The sequence below is a fragment of the Nocardia takedensis NBRC 100417 genome (assembly GCF_000308695.1).
GTDB classification, from domain to species: Bacteria; Actinomycetota; Actinomycetes; order Mycobacteriales; family Mycobacteriaceae; genus Nocardia; species Nocardia takedensis.
On sequence record NZ_BAGG01000011.1, the window covers coordinates 14,115 to 30,484 of the forward strand.

22 protein-coding genes and 1 tRNA gene are annotated in these 16,370 nt (G+C 68.6%); 19 read left to right on the forward strand and 4 right to left on the reverse strand.

From position 1 onward, the window contains the following. The first annotated feature begins 33 nt into the window (after positions 1-33). Both ON30_RS40305 and ON30_RS02865 read left to right on the forward strand, forming a co-directional pair. The gene (locus tag ON30_RS40305) at positions 34-882 is read left to right on the forward strand and encodes an Rv1363c family protein (protein ID WP_174387353.1); all 849 of its coding nucleotides are present in this window, start codon (positions 34-36) and stop codon (positions 880-882) included. Then, positions 879-1,376 carry a h domain protein gene (locus ON30_RS02865; protein ID WP_040703972.1) on the forward strand — a complete coding sequence of 166 codons (498 nt, stop codon included), beginning with the start codon at positions 879-881 and terminating at the stop codon, positions 1,374-1,376. The genes ON30_RS40305 and ON30_RS02865 overlap by 4 nt, the downstream gene beginning before the upstream one ends. Here ON30_RS02865 and ON30_RS02870 read toward each other — a convergent pair. From ON30_RS02870 to ON30_RS39990, 4 genes are all read right to left on the reverse strand, one after another. After that, on the reverse strand, positions 1,373-2,794 hold the full coding sequence (locus ON30_RS02870; RefSeq protein WP_040704110.1) for a sensor histidine kinase: 1,422 nt from the start codon (positions 2,792-2,794) through the stop codon (positions 1,373-1,375). The two genes, ON30_RS02865 and ON30_RS02870, sit on opposite strands and share 4 nt — an antisense overlap. Positions 2,795-2,958: 164 nt before the next feature. Beyond that, a complete protein-coding gene (locus tag ON30_RS02875; protein ID WP_174387355.1) occupies positions 2,959-3,693 on the reverse strand; it encodes a response regulator transcription factor in 735 nt (244 codons plus the stop codon). Between the two features lie 67 nt (positions 3,694-3,760). Next, positions 3,761-5,341, reverse strand: a complete 1,581-nt coding sequence (locus tag ON30_RS02880) for an alpha,alpha-trehalose-phosphate synthase (UDP-forming) (RefSeq protein ID WP_245553919.1) — start codon at positions 5,339-5,341, stop codon at positions 3,761-3,763. Positions 5,342-5,535: 194 nt separating this feature from the next. Continuing rightward, positions 5,536-5,706 (reverse strand): hypothetical protein, encoded by a 171-nt coding sequence (locus ON30_RS39990; RefSeq protein ID WP_169334866.1) that lies wholly within the window; start codon positions 5,704-5,706, stop codon positions 5,536-5,538. A 198-nt stretch (positions 5,707-5,904) separates the two neighbouring features. Here ON30_RS39990 and ON30_RS02885 point away from each other — a divergent pair, with 198 nt between their 5' ends. The 17 genes from ON30_RS02885 to ON30_RS02955 all read left to right on the forward strand — a co-directional run bounded on the left by ON30_RS02885 (position 5,905) and on the right by ON30_RS02955 (position 16,350). Then, the gene (locus ON30_RS02885) at positions 5,905-6,723 is read left to right on the forward strand and encodes an alpha/beta fold hydrolase (RefSeq protein WP_040703976.1); all 819 of its coding nucleotides are present in this window, start codon (positions 5,905-5,907) and stop codon (positions 6,721-6,723) included. Between the two features lie 190 nt (positions 6,724-6,913). Next, positions 6,914-7,156 (forward strand): MbtH family protein, encoded by a 243-nt coding sequence (locus ON30_RS02890; protein ID WP_011207082.1) that lies wholly within the window; start codon positions 6,914-6,916, stop codon positions 7,154-7,156. A 123-nt stretch (positions 7,157-7,279) separates the two neighbouring features. Further along, positions 7,280-7,351: transfer RNA gene (locus ON30_RS02895), tRNA-Thr, on the forward strand. A 95-nt stretch (positions 7,352-7,446) separates the two neighbouring features. After that, positions 7,447-8,397, forward strand: a complete 951-nt coding sequence (locus ON30_RS02900) for a tyrosine-type recombinase/integrase (RefSeq protein WP_040703977.1) — start codon at positions 7,447-7,449, stop codon at positions 8,395-8,397. 60 nt (positions 8,398-8,457) lie between these two features. Beyond that, positions 8,458-9,291 carry a KIB-like beta-propeller domain-containing protein gene (locus tag ON30_RS02905; RefSeq protein ID WP_040703978.1) on the forward strand — a complete coding sequence of 278 codons (834 nt, stop codon included), beginning with the start codon at positions 8,458-8,460 and terminating at the stop codon, positions 9,289-9,291. A 114-nt stretch (positions 9,292-9,405) separates the two neighbouring features. Further along, entirely contained in the window at positions 9,406-10,080 is a 675-nt protein-coding gene (locus ON30_RS02910; RefSeq protein WP_040703979.1) for a GntR family transcriptional regulator, read from the forward strand. Between the two features lie 62 nt (positions 10,081-10,142). Next, on the forward strand, positions 10,143-10,451 hold the full coding sequence (locus tag ON30_RS41655) for a helix-turn-helix transcriptional regulator (protein ID WP_083911100.1): 309 nt from the start codon (positions 10,143-10,145) through the stop codon (positions 10,449-10,451). Further along, positions 10,448-10,720 carry a hypothetical protein gene (locus tag ON30_RS02915; protein WP_245553916.1) on the forward strand — a complete coding sequence of 91 codons (273 nt, stop codon included), beginning with the start codon at positions 10,448-10,450 and terminating at the stop codon, positions 10,718-10,720. Before ON30_RS41655 ends, ON30_RS02915 begins: the two co-directional genes overlap by 4 nt. Continuing rightward, a complete protein-coding gene (locus ON30_RS38755) occupies positions 10,720-10,866 on the forward strand; it encodes a hypothetical protein (RefSeq protein WP_157183586.1) in 147 nt (48 codons plus the stop codon). Before ON30_RS02915 ends, ON30_RS38755 begins: the two co-directional genes overlap by 1 nt. Then, complete coding sequence (locus tag ON30_RS02920) at positions 10,866-11,297, forward strand: hypothetical protein (protein WP_040703981.1); 432 nt, start codon at positions 10,866-10,868, stop codon at positions 11,295-11,297. The genes ON30_RS38755 and ON30_RS02920 overlap by 1 nt, the downstream gene beginning before the upstream one ends. Next, positions 11,294-11,638 (forward strand): hypothetical protein, encoded by a 345-nt coding sequence (locus ON30_RS02925; protein ID WP_157183587.1) that lies wholly within the window; start codon positions 11,294-11,296, stop codon positions 11,636-11,638. The genes ON30_RS02920 and ON30_RS02925 overlap by 4 nt, the downstream gene beginning before the upstream one ends. Next, on the forward strand, positions 11,635-11,916 hold the full coding sequence (locus ON30_RS02930; RefSeq protein WP_040703984.1) for a hypothetical protein: 282 nt from the start codon (positions 11,635-11,637) through the stop codon (positions 11,914-11,916). The genes ON30_RS02925 and ON30_RS02930 overlap by 4 nt, the downstream gene beginning before the upstream one ends. Further along, the gene (locus ON30_RS35860; protein WP_051028873.1) at positions 11,913-12,320 is read left to right on the forward strand and encodes an RRQRL motif-containing zinc-binding protein; all 408 of its coding nucleotides are present in this window, start codon (positions 11,913-11,915) and stop codon (positions 12,318-12,320) included. The genes ON30_RS02930 and ON30_RS35860 overlap by 4 nt, the downstream gene beginning before the upstream one ends. Beyond that, positions 12,317-13,057: a hypothetical protein gene (locus ON30_RS02940; RefSeq protein WP_157183588.1), complete on the forward strand. Its 741-nt coding sequence runs from the start codon at positions 12,317-12,319 to the stop codon at positions 13,055-13,057. Before ON30_RS35860 ends, ON30_RS02940 begins: the two co-directional genes overlap by 4 nt. Positions 13,058-13,059: 2 nt before the next feature. Next, entirely contained in the window at positions 13,060-15,144 is a 2,085-nt protein-coding gene (locus ON30_RS02945) for a type IV secretory system conjugative DNA transfer family protein (protein ID WP_040703986.1), read from the forward strand. A gap of 28 nt (positions 15,145-15,172) precedes the next feature. Then, entirely contained in the window at positions 15,173-15,706 is a 534-nt protein-coding gene (locus ON30_RS02950; RefSeq protein WP_040703987.1) for a hypothetical protein, read from the forward strand. Continuing rightward, positions 15,703-16,350, forward strand: coding sequence for a DNA cytosine methyltransferase (locus ON30_RS02955; protein WP_040703989.1), 648 nt, complete (start codon positions 15,703-15,705; stop codon positions 16,348-16,350). Before ON30_RS02950 ends, ON30_RS02955 begins: the two co-directional genes overlap by 4 nt. Positions 16,351-16,370 lie beyond the last annotated feature (20 nt).

The following is a 16,370-nucleotide window of genomic DNA, read 5'->3' on the forward strand; positions in this document are numbered from 1 at the left end:
GCGGTGCGTTCGGTAGGTCCTCCCGTCGAGGAGGTGGGTACCGAGAAAGCGCCCGTCACAGTGACGGCGGGCGCGGTGAAGGCGGCCGATTCGGCGGCCGACGCCCCCACCACGAAATCCCCGACCGCGAAATCCCCGACCGCGAAGTCCCCGACCGCGAAGTCCCCGACCGTGGAGTCCCCTGCCGCGAAGTCCGCGGCCGCGAAGCCCTCCACAGCGGAGTCCACCGCCGCGACGGCCGCCGCCGCGGAGTCCCCGGCGGCGGCCACCGCCGTTTCGGTGGCGAAGACCGCGTCGGACCCGGGTGAGAAGACCTCGGTCACCGCCCACGAGGACGGCCCCGAATCCGCGTCCGGCGACGCCACGCCGCCCGAGGACAGCGAACCGAAAGCGCGCGCCCCGCGCGGCCGACTGCTCACCGTCCTCGCGGCGGCCGTGCTGGTGCTGGCCCTGGTGGTCGGCGCGGGCGCGTCGATCTGGATCACCCGCGAGGCCGGACAGCGCGAGGACCGCCGCGCCGAATACGTGCAGACCGCCCGCCAGGCCGTGCTGAATCTGACCACGATCAGGGCCGACTCGGCCAAGGAGGACATCGACCGCATCCTGTCGTTGGCCTCGGGACAGTTCAAGAGCGAATTCGACGGTCGCGTCGACCCGTTCATGAGCATCGTGCAGCAGGCCAAAGTGGTGTCCAACGGCGAGATCGTCGAAGCCGCGGTCCAGGACGACGACGAGAACCAGGGCACCGTGCTCGTCGCCGCCAAGCAGACCCTGACCAACGCGGGTCAAGCCGAGCCGCAGACGCGGTACTACCGCTTCCGGGTCACGGTGACCAGGACCGATACCGGTCTGTCCGCGTCGAAGGTGGAGTTCGTGGCATGAGGTTCTTCCAAGGCACCCGGGGCTGGATCGCCGTCGCCGTGGCGGGCGCGATCGCCGTGGCGGCCGCGATCGTGCTCGGCGTCAACGGCTTCCGCTACTGGGACGACAAGCAGAGCGAACAAGCCCGCGAAGCGGCGGTGACGGCCGCCGACCGCACCGTCTCGGCCATGTTCACCTACGACTTCACCACCGTCGACACCGAACTCCCCAAGGCCGCCGAGAACCTGTCGGCGAGTTTCCGCGAGGACTACCTGACGCTGATCAACCAGGCCATCGCGCCAGGGGCCAAGGAGAAGCAGCTCACCGTCAAGGCGACCACGCAGGCCGGCGGCGTCGTCGAGGCCGATCGGTCGCACGCGGTGGTGCTGTTGTTCCTCAACCAGGTCACCACCAGCAAGGACAGCCCGCAGGGCACCACCACGGGCAGTCGGGTCCGGGTCATCCTGGACAAAACCGACGACCGCTGGCTGGTCGACGCGGTCAACCCGGTCTAGTCGCGCGGCAGGCGCACCGTGAAGGTGGTGCCGCGCCCCGGCGTGCTGTCCACCTCGACGGCGCCGCCGTGCGCGGTGACCAGCGCCTGCACGATCGACAGGCCGAGTCCGGTGCCGCCGCTGGCCCTGGTGCGCGAGGTGTCGGTGCGGTAGAAGCGCTCGAATACCCGCTCGGCCTCCTCGCGGGGCAGACCGGGACCGGTGTCGGCCACCTCGAGGCGCACCTCGTCGGCCGCCGGGGTCAGGCGCACGGTCACCGCCGCGTCGGCGGGGGTGTGGATGAGCGCGTTGTTGACCAGATTGGCCAGCACCTGACGCAACCGGTCGTCGTCGCCCAGCACCTCGAGGGTGCCCTCGCCGGAACGGATCTCCAGTTCGATCGAGCGCCGCTCGCCGTCCGGCGCGTTCGTCGCCGCCACCGCACGCGCGCTGTGCACGGCGTCGCTGGCCACCGCGAGCAGGTCCACCGGACCGCGTTCCAGCGGGCGCTGGGCGTCCAGACGCGCCAACATCAGCAGATCCTCGACCAGCAGACCCATCCGGCGCGCCTCGCGCTCGATGCGGTCCATGAGCATCGCCGGATCGGTGGTCGCGCCCTGTCGATACAGTTCGGCGAACCCGCGGATCGTGGTCAGCGGGGTGCGCAGTTCGTGGCTGGCGTCGGCGACGAAACGGCGCATCCTGGCCTCGGAGGTCCGCGCCGCCGCCTCCGATTCCTCGGTGGCCCGGAACGCGCTCTGGATCTGGGTCAACATGCCGTTGAGCGAACGGGAGAGCCGGTCCACCTCGGTGTTCGTGCCGCGCACCGGAACCCGGCGGTGCAGGTCGCCGCGGGCGATCGCGGCCGCGATGTTCTCCACCCGGCGCAGCGGGCGCAGACTGCGGCGGATCGCGAAATGCGCGGCCACCGCCAGGATCGCCAGCACCGCGAGACCCACCACGAGTTGCAGGATCATCAGCTTGCGCACGGTGTCGGTGTTCTGGGTCAACGGCAGGGCGACGGTGATGACGCCGTCCTGGTTGCGCAACGTCACCGTGCGCCACTCGACGTCACCACCGCCGGTCGATCCGACCGTCGTCGGACCCTCGACAATCGGCCTGCCGCCGGTGGTGGCGCTCGGCGGTTCGGCCAGCGCCGGTTCGGCCTGCACCCCGAACGCCTTCACCACCATCCGCGTCGAATCGTCGGCGCTGATCGCCCGCACGAAGAACTGGCTCGGCGGATGCCGGACGTCCTGGGCGGGCGGCGGGGGCAGTCGCAACCGCTGCGACCACTCCAACGCGGCCTCGCGCAACTGTTGGTCGGTGCGGGAGGTCAGCGACTGCTCCAAGCCCGAGGTCACCACGGTCCCCGAGATCAGCAGCCCCAGACCCGCGAGCAGAACCAGCGCCAGCACGAGCGTCGCCCGCAGCGGCATCGCGCCCGGCACTCCGCGCAGCCACCCGAGCGCCGCGGACACGCGCGATCTGTCGGGCGCGGGCCGGTCGCGCGCGCCACCCCGGGCGTGCTCGACCTCCGGCGGGACGTCACCGGCCGACGCGGCGCGCTCGCCCCCGGTGTCCACAGTCGGGCGTTCGGCGATCATTGACCGGCCGAGCGTCCCGCGCGCATGACGTAGCCGACGCCGCGCAGCGTGTGGATCAGACGCTGGTCGGGATCGACCTTCTTGCGCAGATACGACACGTAGGTCTCCACCACGCCGACCTCGCCGCCGAAGTCGTAGCGCCACACGTGATCCAGGATGCGCGGCTTGCTCAACACGGTGCCCGCGTTGACCAGGAAATAGCGCAGCAGGGTGAACTCGGTCGGTGACAACGCCACCGGCTCACCCGCCTTCCACACCTCGTGGGTGTCGTCGTCGAGTTCGATGTCCTCGAAACGCAGTCGCGGATTCGACGGAGCGGGCGCGGCCTGACCGGCGCGGCGCAACACCACCCGCAACCGGGCCACCACCTCCTCCAGACTGAACGGCTTGGTGATGTAGTCGTCCGCGCCCAGCGTCAAGCCCGCGACCTTGTCGGCCACCTCGTCGCGCGCGGTCAGGAACAGCACCGGCGCGTCGATCCCGTCCGCGCGCAGTCGCCGCAGCAGACCGAACCCGTCCATCCCCGGCATCATGACGTCCACGATCAACGCCTGCGGCCGGAACATCCGCGCACGGTCCAGTGCCTGCGCGCCGTCGTCGGCGGTCTGCACCTCGAAGCCCTGGAAACGCAGACTCACCGACAGCAGTTCCACGATCATCGGTTCGTCGTCGACCACCAGGACACGCGCCTCGGGGGTCTGCCGTTCGGGCACACCAGTCATACCGTCCATCCTGCGACGGCGTCCTGGGAACTCGCTGCACCTCGCCTGGGTGATTCCTGTGAGCCCGCTGTGGGCCTCACCGGCGCGGCGACTGCTCCGGGTAGACCTCCTCGTCGGTGGTGAGCAGCGCGCTGCCCGCCACCTGGCCCTGGGCCAGCGCCTCCAGGAACGCGCGCGCCCACCGGTCGACGTCGTGGGCCAGCACCTGACGGCGCAGCGAGCGCATCCGGCGGCGCTTGGTCTCCCGGTCGTCCTCGAGCGCGGAGACGATCGCGTCCTTCACACTGTCCAGATCGTGCGGATTGCACAGATACGCCTGCCGCAATTCGGCCGCCGCGCCCGTGAACTCGCTCAACACCAGCGCGCCGTTGAGCCCGCTGTGACAGGCCACGTACTCCTTGGCGACCAGGTTCATGCCGTCGCGCAACGGCGTCACCAGCATGACGTCGGCCGCGACGAAGAACGCCAACAGTTCCTCCCGCGGAATCGGGCGGTGCAGATAGTGCACGACCGGGAAGCCGACCCGGGCGAACTCGCCGTTGATCCGACCCACCTGGCGTTCGATGTCGCCGCGCATCTGCTTGTAGCTCTCGACGCGCTCGCGACTCGGCGTGGCCAACTGCACCATCACCGTCTCGGTCGGGTCGAAGCGGCCCTCCAACAACAGTTCCTCGAGGGCGTTGAGGCGGATGTCGATGCCCTTGGTGTAATCGAGTCGGTCGACGCCGAGCAGGATGTTCTTCGGATTGCCCAGTTCCGCACGCAGTTTCGCGGCCCGCTCGCGCACCGAACGCCGCCGCGAACTCTCGTCCATCTCCGCCGAGGAGATCGAGATCGGGAACGCGCCCACCCGCACCGTGCGGAAACCCACCTGCACCACACCGAGTTTCGAGCGCACCCCGACGCTGCCGCGCGAAGTCGGCTGCCCCGCAAGACGTCTGGCGAGATACAGGAAGTTCTGCGCGCCGCCCGGCAGATGGAAACCGATCAGGTCCGCCCCCAGCAGACCCTCGATGATCTCGGTACGCCACGGCATCTGCATGAACAATTCGACCGGCGGGAACGGGATGTGCAGGAAGAAGCCGATCGTCAGATCCGGGCGCAACATGCGCAGCATCTTCGGCACCAACTGCAACTGGTAGTCCTGCACCCACACCGTCGCGCCCTCGGCTGCCACCTTCGCCGTCGCCTCCGCGAACCGGCGATTCACCGTCACATAGGCGGCCCACCACTCGCGATCGTAGGTGGGACGCACGATCACGTCGTGATACAGCGGCCACAGCGTGCCGTTGGAGAACCCCTCGTAGTAGTCGGCGACCTCTTGGCCCGACAACGTCACCGGATACAGTTCCAGGCCGTCCTCGATGATCGGATCGACCTCGACGTCGGCCACGCCCGCCCAGCCGACCCAAGCCCCCTTGTTGTTGCGCAGCACCGGTTCCAGCGCCGTCACCAGACCGCCGGGGCTGCGCTTCCACCGCTTCGTGCCGTCGGGCAGCCGCTCCAGATCCACGGGCAGTCGGTTGGCGACCACGACGAAACCCGAACCGCCCCCCTCGTTCTCGAGCGGATCCGCCGCCACCCCGGCCCCCGGATCGGCGGTGTCGGAATCCTCGGGCAGGGTGAGATCGGAATCGTCGGCGGGCTGGTCGGTCATCTGGTCCACTCACGCATCCTTGTTCTATTGGCGGCGGTAGCGGTGCCGACCGCCTCCGGGACCCGACGCCCACCGCGCGGTGTGCGTCGCTCATTCCGGTGTGCAGTTGTCAGGATCGTTCGACGGCCTCGTCGACGCCGAGCGGGCTGGGATCGCCGGGCGAACCGATATCGCCGTGCGGCGGGATCAGGTCGTCACTCGCCCCGGCCGTTGGGGCCGATGCCCAGCATCGACAACAGCATCCGGCACTCGTCGGCGTCCTCCGCGTAGGCCGCGACGACGCGCTGGGCCTGACGTGCGGTTTCGTCGGCGAGTGGTTCCAGGTCGTCGTCCGCGATGTCGTTCGCGCTACCCTTCGCGGCCATAGCAAGTCCTCCCGGCTCAATACGCTCGTACGTGCGAATAGTCAATGGTATATGGCCCGGGTGAAGCGCCGCCGCACCCGGATGCTTCCGAGTACCCCGCCTCACTGCGTCCACGCCCGCCTGCCTATACCGTGGGAAGGTCCGAGGCGGCCGTGGACCGGGCCGCGCGCCGGTACCGACTGCACGAAAGGGGCGACAATGCCGCTCGCCACGGTGAACGGAATATCCCTCAACTACCAGGTCAAGGGCGACCGGGCCAAGGGGACGGCGCCGCTGGTCGTGATGATCATGGGCACCGGCAGCCCCGGCCGGGTGTGGGAACTGCACCAGGTCCCCGCCCTCGTCGCCGCCGGATACCGGGTGTGCACCTTCGACAACCGCGGCATCGCGCCCTCCCACGAGGCCGCGGGCGGCATCGCCATCGAAGACCTGGTCGCCGACACCGCCGCCCTGATCGAACTGCTCGACGAAGGCCCCGCGCTGGTCGTCGGCACCTCGATGGGCGCGCGCGTCGCCCAGGAACTGGCGCTGGCCCGGCCCGAACTGGTCCGCAAAGCCGTCTTCATGGCAGGTCACGGCCGACTCGACCAATTCCAGAAGACCCTCTCCCTCGGCGAACACGACCTCGACGCGAGCGGCGTGCGATTGCCCGCCAAATACGAGGCCGCCGTGACCGCCGTGATGAACCTGTCGCCCGCCACCATGGCCCAGCCCAACGCCGCCCGCGACTGGCTCGACCTGTTCGAGTTCACCGGCGGCCCCGTCACGCCGGGAATTCGCGCGCAACGCCGCATGGACCACGACTTCGATCGCCTCAACGCCTACCGCGCCATCACCGTGCCATGCCTGTCCATCGGTTTCGCCGACGACCGGATGATCCCGCCCTACCTCTCCCGCGAGGTCGCCGAAGCCATCCCCGGCGCCCGCTACCAGGAGATTCCCGAAGCGGGCCACTTCGGCTACCTGGAGAAGCCCGACGAGGTCAACAAGATCCTGCTCGAATACTTCGCCGCCTGACCCGCCCGACCGGACGGGTCGCACCGAACCGACGACCGAGGTAACCGCCTGCGCGTAACGTCTCCCTTGCTAGGGTCGACACACGCTCGGGGAGTCATCCGGGGCAGGACGCGTGTACCGCACGGTCCCCGCGCCGGAAGAACCCAGGAGCAGTATCCCGTATACCGCGCCAGTATCCAGTGAGGTGAAATTGAGCACCAACCCCTTCGATGACGAAGACGGCCGCTTCTTCGTCTTGGTCAACGACGAGGAACAGCATTCCCTGTGGCCGGCCTTCGCGGAGGTCCCGGCCGGATGGCGAGTCGTGTTCGGTGAGGACAGCCGCGCTGCCTGCGTCGAATACGTCGAGAAGAACTGGACCGACATGCGTCCGAAGAGTCTGCGCGACGCCATGGCCGCCGATGACGCGGCCCGTCAGGGCGCCCAGTCCTGACCCCGGCTCCGATACTGCGCCGGGAACGCTGTTCGACTGCCACCGCCGCGTGACACCGCAATCAGGTGTCACGCGGCCGGTGCGCACCGCTATGATGTCCACCGGCCGCGGTTACACCGCCCCGCCTCCTTAGCTCAGTGGTAGAGCACTCGCCTTGTAAGCGAAAGGTCGTCAGTTCAATCCTGACAGGGGGCTCTTTCCCTGCCTGACCTGGTAAAACAGGTCAGGCATTTTTGTTGTCTGGGTCAGCACAACGCTCGAACAACGCTAAACTTTGATACCGTCGAGGCATGACGCCGTCGCGAACGAGGCAGCCCCGCAACCTCAACGCGGGCGTCTTCGAGCCCGAGATTCGGTCCTTCAAGCTGCACCTGAACGCCGAAGGCAAGTCGTCCAAGACCGTGAACACCTACGTGGAGGCGGTCCAGTGGTTCGCCGGTGAGCACCTCTGCGCCGAGACCGAGCACGCCGATTGGGCCGACGTGAACGCGGAGGACGTCAAGCGGTGGATGACATGGCTCTTGGGCCGCTACTCGGACAGCTACGCGAACAACCAGTACCGAGCGTTGCAGCAGTTCTTCAAGTGGTACGCCGCGGAGGAGGAACTGCCGAACCCGATGAGCAAGATGCGACCGCCGAAGGTCAAAGAGAAGGTCGTGCCGGTGTTTACGGCCGAGGAACTCGCGGCGTTGTCACGGACCTGTCGAGGCAAGACGTTCGTTGACCGCCGAGATCAGGCGATCATCGAGTTGTTCAAGGCGACCGGGATTCGACTGTTCGAGATGGCCGGAATCACGTACGACCCGAACTCGCCGGAGGGCGGCGACATCGACCTGGACCGCCGCGAATTGCTGGTCCGCGGGAAGGGCGGCAAAGAGCGTCGGTGCAAGTTCGGGTTCGAGGCCGCGCGCGCAATCGATCGCTATGTGCGCCTTCGGTCGAAACATGCTCGCGCACAGAGTCCTCTGCTGTGGCTGGGCGTCAACAATCGGCAGCCGATGACCGAGGACGGTATCTATCAGATGATCGTGCGCCGCGGTCAGGACTGCGGCGTAGTCGTCCATCCGCACAAGTTCCGGCACCACTTCTCGCACACCTGGCTCGACAACGGCGGTGGTGAAGGCGATCTGATGGAATTGAACGGTTGGACATCGCCGCAGATGCTCGCCCGCTATGGCGCGAGCGCGCGGAACGCCCGGGCTCGTCGCACCTACGACAGGATCATGTCGCCCGAGAAGTAGCGGACGGCGAAGCGGGACATTCGGACGGTGGCTAGGCCGGTCTCTCGGCAGAATGGACGCATGACGTCCTTCGCATTGTCTCCGAGTCGACGTGACGAGCTAGCCGCCCTACTCGGGGACGAGGTGAGGTTGCAGGTCGAGTATCCGAAGGTCGCGGAGTACCTCGACACCGCCGCGGCCTTACCGGTCGGAGATCCGGATGAGGCGCGTCTGCTGGATCTGCGCATGCTGCATTTTCTGACCGGCGGTGCCAGTAGCAACCCGTATTGGGACGTGCTCGAGCCGCTCGTGTCGGCCGGTGTCGAAGGCCGCTCTGTGGGTTCTCCGGGTGAGGGCCGCGCCCGCCTGGTCTATGCGCAGACGGTTCTCCAAGAGACCTACGCCTATGCCGTTCCATCGCCCGAAACGCTGGAATGGATCGGCTCCTCGGTCGGCACGCGTGGACTGTGCGAGATCGGTGCGGGCCGCGGGTACTGGGCCGGTTTGCTCGCTGAGCGAGGAATCGACGTTCGCGCTTTTGATTCCGAGCCGCCGGACTTCGTGGCGAATCCTTCGTTCCCCGAAGCGGTTGGCCGCCGCGCTGTCTGGCATCCGGTCGAAGGACTGCCGGACCTCGAGTCCGCTTGGCCGGAGAACGATCTGGGCGACCGCGTGCTGTTCCTGTGTTGGCCGCCGGGGTGGGGCGATCCGATGTCGGTCACGTCGTTGCGCGACTATGCCGAAGCCGGCGGGGACCATCTGATCTATATCGGTGAGCCTCGCGGCGGCAAGACCGCGACGGACGAGTTCTTCGATGAACTGGCCGACGCGTGGACGCTCGACGCACAGGACGAGTCGTTTGTTTCGTGGTGGAACCTGGACGACGTCGCGCAGTCCTGGCGGCGGCGCCGGTAATACGAAACGCGGACTTGGTCGGTTCCTGCCGGCGTGTTCGGGCAGCGGCGGTACATTTCTCCTGCGTATACGCAGCGATCGGCTGCGTGCGGAACAGGAAGGGGTGCGTTTCCGATGGCGGAACCGAAGTACGTCGCAATCGCGAACAAGTACGCCGCGGACATCCGGAAAGGGGTGATACCTCCGAACGTGTGGCTGCCGAGTTTGGCTGAGATCGCCCGCGAGAACGAGGTATCCGAGATCGTCGCGCGGAAGGCGATCGGCCAACTCCGTCGATGGGGGTTGGTGCAGACCATCGAACGGCGGGGAACGCAGGTCGTCGCGCGGCGGAACGACACCCGAATCGCGCCCGAGAGGCAGATGGAAAGTCCGGAGACCACCTATGGCACCGAAGCGGCGGACGGCGAGGAGGTGGTGATCGATCGCGACGAGCGCGAGTTAGTCGCTGACGAGGAGTTGGCCGATGCGTTCGGGATTGCGGTCGGTGAGCCCCTGGTGCACGTGGTGGTACGAGCGTCGGTAGGGGAGCGGCCGGTGTCTATCTCGGACACGTACCACCTTCCAGGCGAGTCGCCGCCGGAGGCGGACTTCCTCGAGGAGGAACTGTCCGAGCGAGTGCCGGAGTCGACGCACGCCGAATGGCTCGGCACGCCGCCGGGTGAGCCGATTGTGACGATCAAACAGCGGTTCCTCACGTCTGGGGACCGACTTCTCATGAGGTCCGAGGTCTCGTACGCGCCCGGACGCTACCGAGCGTTCTCCTTCAGGATGGCACTCGAACGAACCTGACCGCGAAGCTAGACCGCAAGTCTGTCAATAGCCCTGATCAGTCCGCTGATCAGGGCTTTTTCATGCCTACCTCATTCTGCGTATACGCAACCATTGTGTGTATACGCAACTGCGTATACGGTCTTGCGTATACACACGAAGCGCACGAGGAAGGCACTGCATTGGCAAGCACACAGCAGGGTTCGGCGAGGTCGAACCTCATCAGACTCAAAGAAGCCGGGGAGTTGGTCGGCATGCATCCGACGACCATTCGCCGGTGGATCAACCGCGGCCTGTTGCAGGCCGTCAAGATCGGCCCTCGAGTGATCAAGGTCGAGCGTGACGACGTGCTCGCCGTCCTTCGTCCGCTCGAAAACGGGAGTGCGAAATGAGCACCCCGACCGAGCGAAAGTTGCAGGCGCGGATCGCCGCCCACGAGTCCTGGGCACACACCCCCGATCGGACCGCGCGCACCGCGAAGGCGCGCGCCGCGATGGACGACAAGTTCAACCGCTTGGTCGATCCAGACGGACTGCTCTCGCCCGAGGAGCGGGCGTTCCGCGCGGATCAGGCGCGACGGGCGCACTACGGCCGGTTGGCACTCAAGTCGGCCAAGTCGCGTCGTGCGCGGCGCGAACGCCGGACCGGCGGTGAGCGGTGATGCGGGCGCGGACGTTCGGTCTCGCGGTCGCTGCGGTGGCGGTGGGCTACATGATGCTGACTGCGCCGGACCTGGCCGGGTTCGTGCTGATGGTCGGCGGCGCGGTGTGGTTCTGGCGGATGGTGCGTCGGTCGGGGGTGCGGTGATGAACGAGCCGTTCCACGATCCGGTGGATTTGTTCGATGAGTTGGATTCGATCGTTCGTGCGCAGGAGTTGTTGCGGCAGCGGATGGTCGCGTTGCAGGCGAAGTATCGGGCGTTGCAGCCCTACGCGGAGGCGGGGCGTTTCGACAAGCTCGACGCCAATGGGTGGCCGACGGAGTTCGGTGCGGTCAATGTCGAGCACACGGCGATCGGCCTGGGTGATGCCGCGCGGCTGGCGGGCGGTGTCTACGACTACGGCCTGAGGCGCACTTGCGACTTGGCCGAGAAGGTGCGTGAGTACCCGCGACGGCCGCAGCACTCCGAGCGGGGATCCGACCGCGGTGATTCGTCGTCGCCGAGCGCGCTGGCCGAGTACGGGCCGAGCACACGGGGTGTGGACCGGAACGACTCGGATCCGGGGTGGTTGCGGTGAGCGGGTGGCGGCAGGAGCCGCCGATCCAGCACGGCTACGCGGTAGCGCAGTTCGATCGTGGGCGTGGTGTCGGGCACAGCGCGTTGTCCTCGATGGCGGGTCCGGAGTTCTCCGGGGTGGGGACGGTGTACGCGCCGCTGAACGCGTTGCCGGTGACGCCTCGGTTGATCGTGCTCACGGTCCTGGTCGTGGTCGGGATGGGCGGGTGCACCGCGGCGTGGATCGATCAGCAGGACTACGTCCCGTCGCCGAACATCTGCCGCGCGGTGGACGCGGGAGTTCCCGCGGAGAAGCCGGGAACCTGTGTCCCGGCCGATCAGGTGTCGGAGGTGGCGCGATGAGCCGCCGCAGCACCACTCGCCGGGAACCGCCGCGCTCGGAGGGCGTGCCGACGCCGATCGCTGATCTGCCGCACCTGGCGGAAGCCGCGCGGCGGCTCGGTCAGACCGATCGGGTGATCTGCGTCGATTACCCGGAGCCGCAGTCGCCGGTCCGGACGCCGGGCCGCCGGATCGGTCAGTGGTTGGCCTCGGGCGAACTGCTGACCGACCGGTCCGGCAATGCCGTCGCCGGGGCGGTGGCCCGGTCGGATGCGACGCGGGACGGGGCCGAACGGTGAGCGAGGTCGAAACATACGAGTGGCGTACCGCTCCTGCTCATCTGCGGACGCGGCGGCAACTGGCCGCGGAAGGTCTGCGCCCGAACGGGCAGGACATCGCGGCGAAGCTGCGGCGGTCGCGCGGGCGTAGGCGGGAGCCGTTGACAGCGCACCTGTTCGACGTCCGGTTGGCGGCGCCGAAGCGTCCCGCGACACCCGCGCAGTTGGCCGCGCTGGCGAAGGCGACCCGCGAGCACCAGTTGCGCGCCGCGGAGCGTCGCGGGATCGATCGGGCTGAATTCGGGCCCGGCGACCCGGGGCCGCAGTGGAGCCATCAGGCCAGCGTCCTCGCGACCCACCGGCCGGGCAATGCCGTGGCCGCCGCCCTCGCCCGTCGTGCCGAACGAGAGGAGTTGCAACGATGATCCGGCTTTCTCTGCGGGACATGACCGTGCTGACGGTCACCGCCGAAATGTACGGCGCACCAGGTGATGTGGTGGGCAAGATGCTCGGTGGCGTCTCCCGGCGTCGAGTGAACCAGATCGCGGACCGGTGGACGGCCGCGGGCATGATCTCGCCGCTGCGCCCGACACCGGTACCGGGTCCGGCGTGGATCTTCCCGACGAGGGCGGCGGCCGAGGTCCTGATCGGACACCCGGTTCGGGCGTGGGCGCCGCGTCCGGGGATGGCCGCGCACGTGCGGACCGCGCTGGAGATCCGGCTGGCATTGGTCGGCCTGGACCTGGAGCGCTGGATCTGCGAGCGCACCCTGCGGTCGGAGGTCGGGCCGACGAAGGCCGGCACTCCGCGCCCGCACATCCACGACGGTCGCTACCGCACCCCGGCGGGGGAGTGGTGGGCAGTCGAGGTCGAACTGACCCCGAAGAACCTCACCGCGGCGCGGTCGGCGGTGGCGCAGGCGTGGCAGGCAGCGCGGGCCGCGGACTGCGCGGGAGTCACCTACTACTGCCGCGGCAACGCTGTGAAGAACGTCATCCGTTCTGCCGCAGGCAGTTTGAACCTCACAGACGGCCCGCGGCTGCGTCTTGCCGACGTGGACGAACTGCTAGCCCCGAACGCTGTCTCCGCCGAACCGACGCCCGGCCTGCGGGTGATCCCGGGCGGCGCTTCCTCGCACGACATCTCCGGAAAGGCGGTCTGATCATGACCGACTGCACACCTATCCTCACCCCGACCGACTGCGCGACCACCGTCGCACCGCCACCGCCCGGCGTCCCGGCGCCGGTGATGGAATCGCCGAGTATCGCGGTCGAGCCGACAATGCCGCCGATCGGGCTGGAGTCCGACCCGCTGGGCTGGCTGCCGGACTTCTCGGCCTGGTCGTGGGACAGCGTCGCCGACACTGGCCTGTTGGCCGCGGCGGTGCTGGTCACGGTCGCGATCGGTACCGCGGCGATCCTGGTTCCGGCGACCCTGTTCGGGTGGAAGCCGCAACGGTTGCGGAACTGGCTGTTCGCGGCGGTCGCCGCGATGCCGGGCGCGACCGCGCTGTTCGCGTGGGATGTCCGGGCGCCGGTCCGCGACTTCACCGCCGCGGCGACCGATTTCCTCGCCGGTCAGTACGTCGGTGGTCTGTTCGGGATGGCCGCGCTGGTGATACCGGCGGCGTGGGTCGCCGCGACGATCATCTACACCCGCCGTCAGGTCCAACTGCACACGGTCGGGTTGGCCTCCCCCGCGCGGACCGAGCGGGCGCTGTGGGCCACCGCGCAGCGCCAGCAGCGCGCCGCGGCTCGCCTGTCGGCGCGTCGTCTGCCGCTGACCACGGGCGGACGGAACCCGGACCTGGTGATCGGAAGACTCGCGGTCGAGCACGACCAGGCCCCGCCGCGGTCGATCGCGCGACAGTTGATCGGCGGCACCGAGACCCGGCTGGTTCTGCCGTGGATCAACGTCGCCGAGCACATGACGACCGCGGCCGGGTCCGGGTCCGGCAAGACCACGCTGATGCTGCGGGTGCTCATGTCCTGGTACGTCTCGACCTGGACCCGGCATCGCCGCTGGTGGCGCAAGGACCGCCCCGGCCGCCCGCTAGCGATCATCGTGGACTGCAACGGCGGACCGGAGTCGCGCAAGGTCGCCGCCCGCGTGCGGACCTGGTTCTCCGCGCTCGGGGTGCGTCCGGAGCGGATCGGGATCTTTCCCGACGACGTGGACCTGTCGCTGTGGCACGACACCGGCCGCGACGATCTGCGCTCGATCCTGTCGGCGATGGTGTCCGGCGGCAGCGCGCCGACGACCGACACCGAGAAGTACTTCCACGAGATCCGCGAGACGCTGATCCACCTGATCGTGGACGCCCCGGCCCGGGTCGAGGTGATCGACGGCGTGCCGACCCCGATCGGACAGAACCCGCCGCGGTCGTGGATGGAGTTCCTGTCCCGGTTCGACGTGGACCGTCTCTCCCACCTGTGGGGCGGGCAGGCCGGAGTCTCCCCGTGGGCCGGGGTGATGGGCATCGACATGGAGATCGCCTCCACCATCGACGGCAAACAACCGGTCATGAACTCCGCGCGCGCGGAGTTCGCGAACCTGTACCGCTCGCTCGGGACCGCGTTCGACGGGCAGAAGAAGCTCACCGACTTCGACGTGCTCTACATCGTCTTGGAGGGAGTGAAGACACCCGACCGGGCGCGCGCCCAGTTCGGCGCCCTGGGAACGATGTTCGAGCAGTTGGCCGACAAGCCGCACGGCCGGACATCGCTGATGGTCGTGGACGAGTTCTCCGCGGTCAGCGACGGCAAGACCCGCGCGGTGAAGTGGGTCGAGCGACTGCGTAAGGCCGGGATCGGTACGTGGTGGATCGCGCAGTCCTGGCAGGGACTCGGCCACGACGACGACAACCGCGACGCCCTGGTCGCCGCCGGGTCGGGCGGTTCGCTGCTGATGCGGTCCGCTGATCCGGAGACCATCGCCAAGAAGTACGGCACCCGCCCGAAATTCGAGCTGAGCCGCAAGCTCATCGGCGGCAACCGCGACGGCGACGAGGGCAACATGCAGCCCTCCGACCAATTCCTCATCCCACCGAACCGGTTGCGCGCCATGCAGAAAGGCGACGTCGTCCAGGTCTCCGGAGGTCGCGCCCGCTGGGGTCGGGTCTCACCCCTGGATGACACCGAACTCGTCCGCCTGCGCCCACTGCCCGGCATCGCCGAGGTGATCGAAGTCGACACCGACACGCCACTCGCCCCGGTCATCGTCCTTCCGCCGCGCCGCCACCGCGCGTAACTCGATCTACTGCAAGGAGATTCACGAGATGTCGATACCGAACCCCGTCGATCCGGACGACCACGGCGAGGAACTGAACGGACCGACCCCGGCCCGCGACCGCGCCCGCGAACAGGAAATCCTCGACGCCTTCACCGCCGAACTCGCCGACACCCCCGCCGCGGAACTGGCCCGCCAACTCGTCGTCCCCGTCAACCAGGACGGCGGTGCCCTGGGCGAAGCGGTCGCCCCGGTGGTCGATCGCGTCAGCAAGGTCCGCGACATCGCGCGGATCTGGGGACCGGCCCTCGCCGGCACCGCCGCCGCCGGAACCGCCGTAGCGCTGCTGCCCCTGCCCGGCCCCGTCGCCCTGTACGTGTTGGCCCTGGCCGCTTACGGGTGGTGGCACTGCGCCGGACGCCCCGGCGCGGTCGAGACCGTGCGGATGTTGGCCTACGCCGCCGGTGACGCCCTGAGCTGGGTCCGCCACCACGTCGAGGCCCTGGCCACGCGCCGCGCCCGCTACGAGACCCGCCGCACCGCTGTACCGAAGCCCGATCCCGAGACCGGGGCGAACCGATGACGCTTCGCCTGTTGGATCTGTACTGCTGCGCCGGTGGCGCGTCGGCGGGATACCACCGCGCCGGGTTCGAGGTGACCGGCGTGGACATCGCAGCCCAGCCGCGCTACCCGTTCGAGTTCCACCGAGGCGACGCCTTGGAGTTCGTGCGCGAGCACGGCCACGAATTCGACGTGATCGCGGCGAGCCCGCCGTGCCAGGACCACAGCCGATTGCGTTCGCTCACCGTCGCGCACGGCACCGGGTGGCTGTTGGCTGCGACGCGCACCGCGTTGCAGGCCAGCGGTCGTCCGTGGGTCATAGAGAACGTGCCCGGTGCGCCAATGCGCAGCGATATCCGGTTGTGCGGGTGCATGTTCGGGCTGCCCGGCCTGCGCCGTGAACGTTGGTTCGAGACCTCGTGGCGCGAGTTCGAGTTGCGCCCGCCGTGCGTGCACCTGGACCAGCGGGTGACCGTGGCCGGACACCCCGGCGGACGCAGCACCCGCGACGGTCACGCCGGATTCGGCGACGTCACCGCGTGGCGCCGCGCGATGGGCATCGACTGGATGACCGCCGCCGAACTGGCTCAGGCCATTCCCCCCACCTACACCGAGTACATCGGCCACCGGCTCCGTGCCTACCTGACCGCACATACCGCGGCATGACCGCGAAACAACCCACCAGA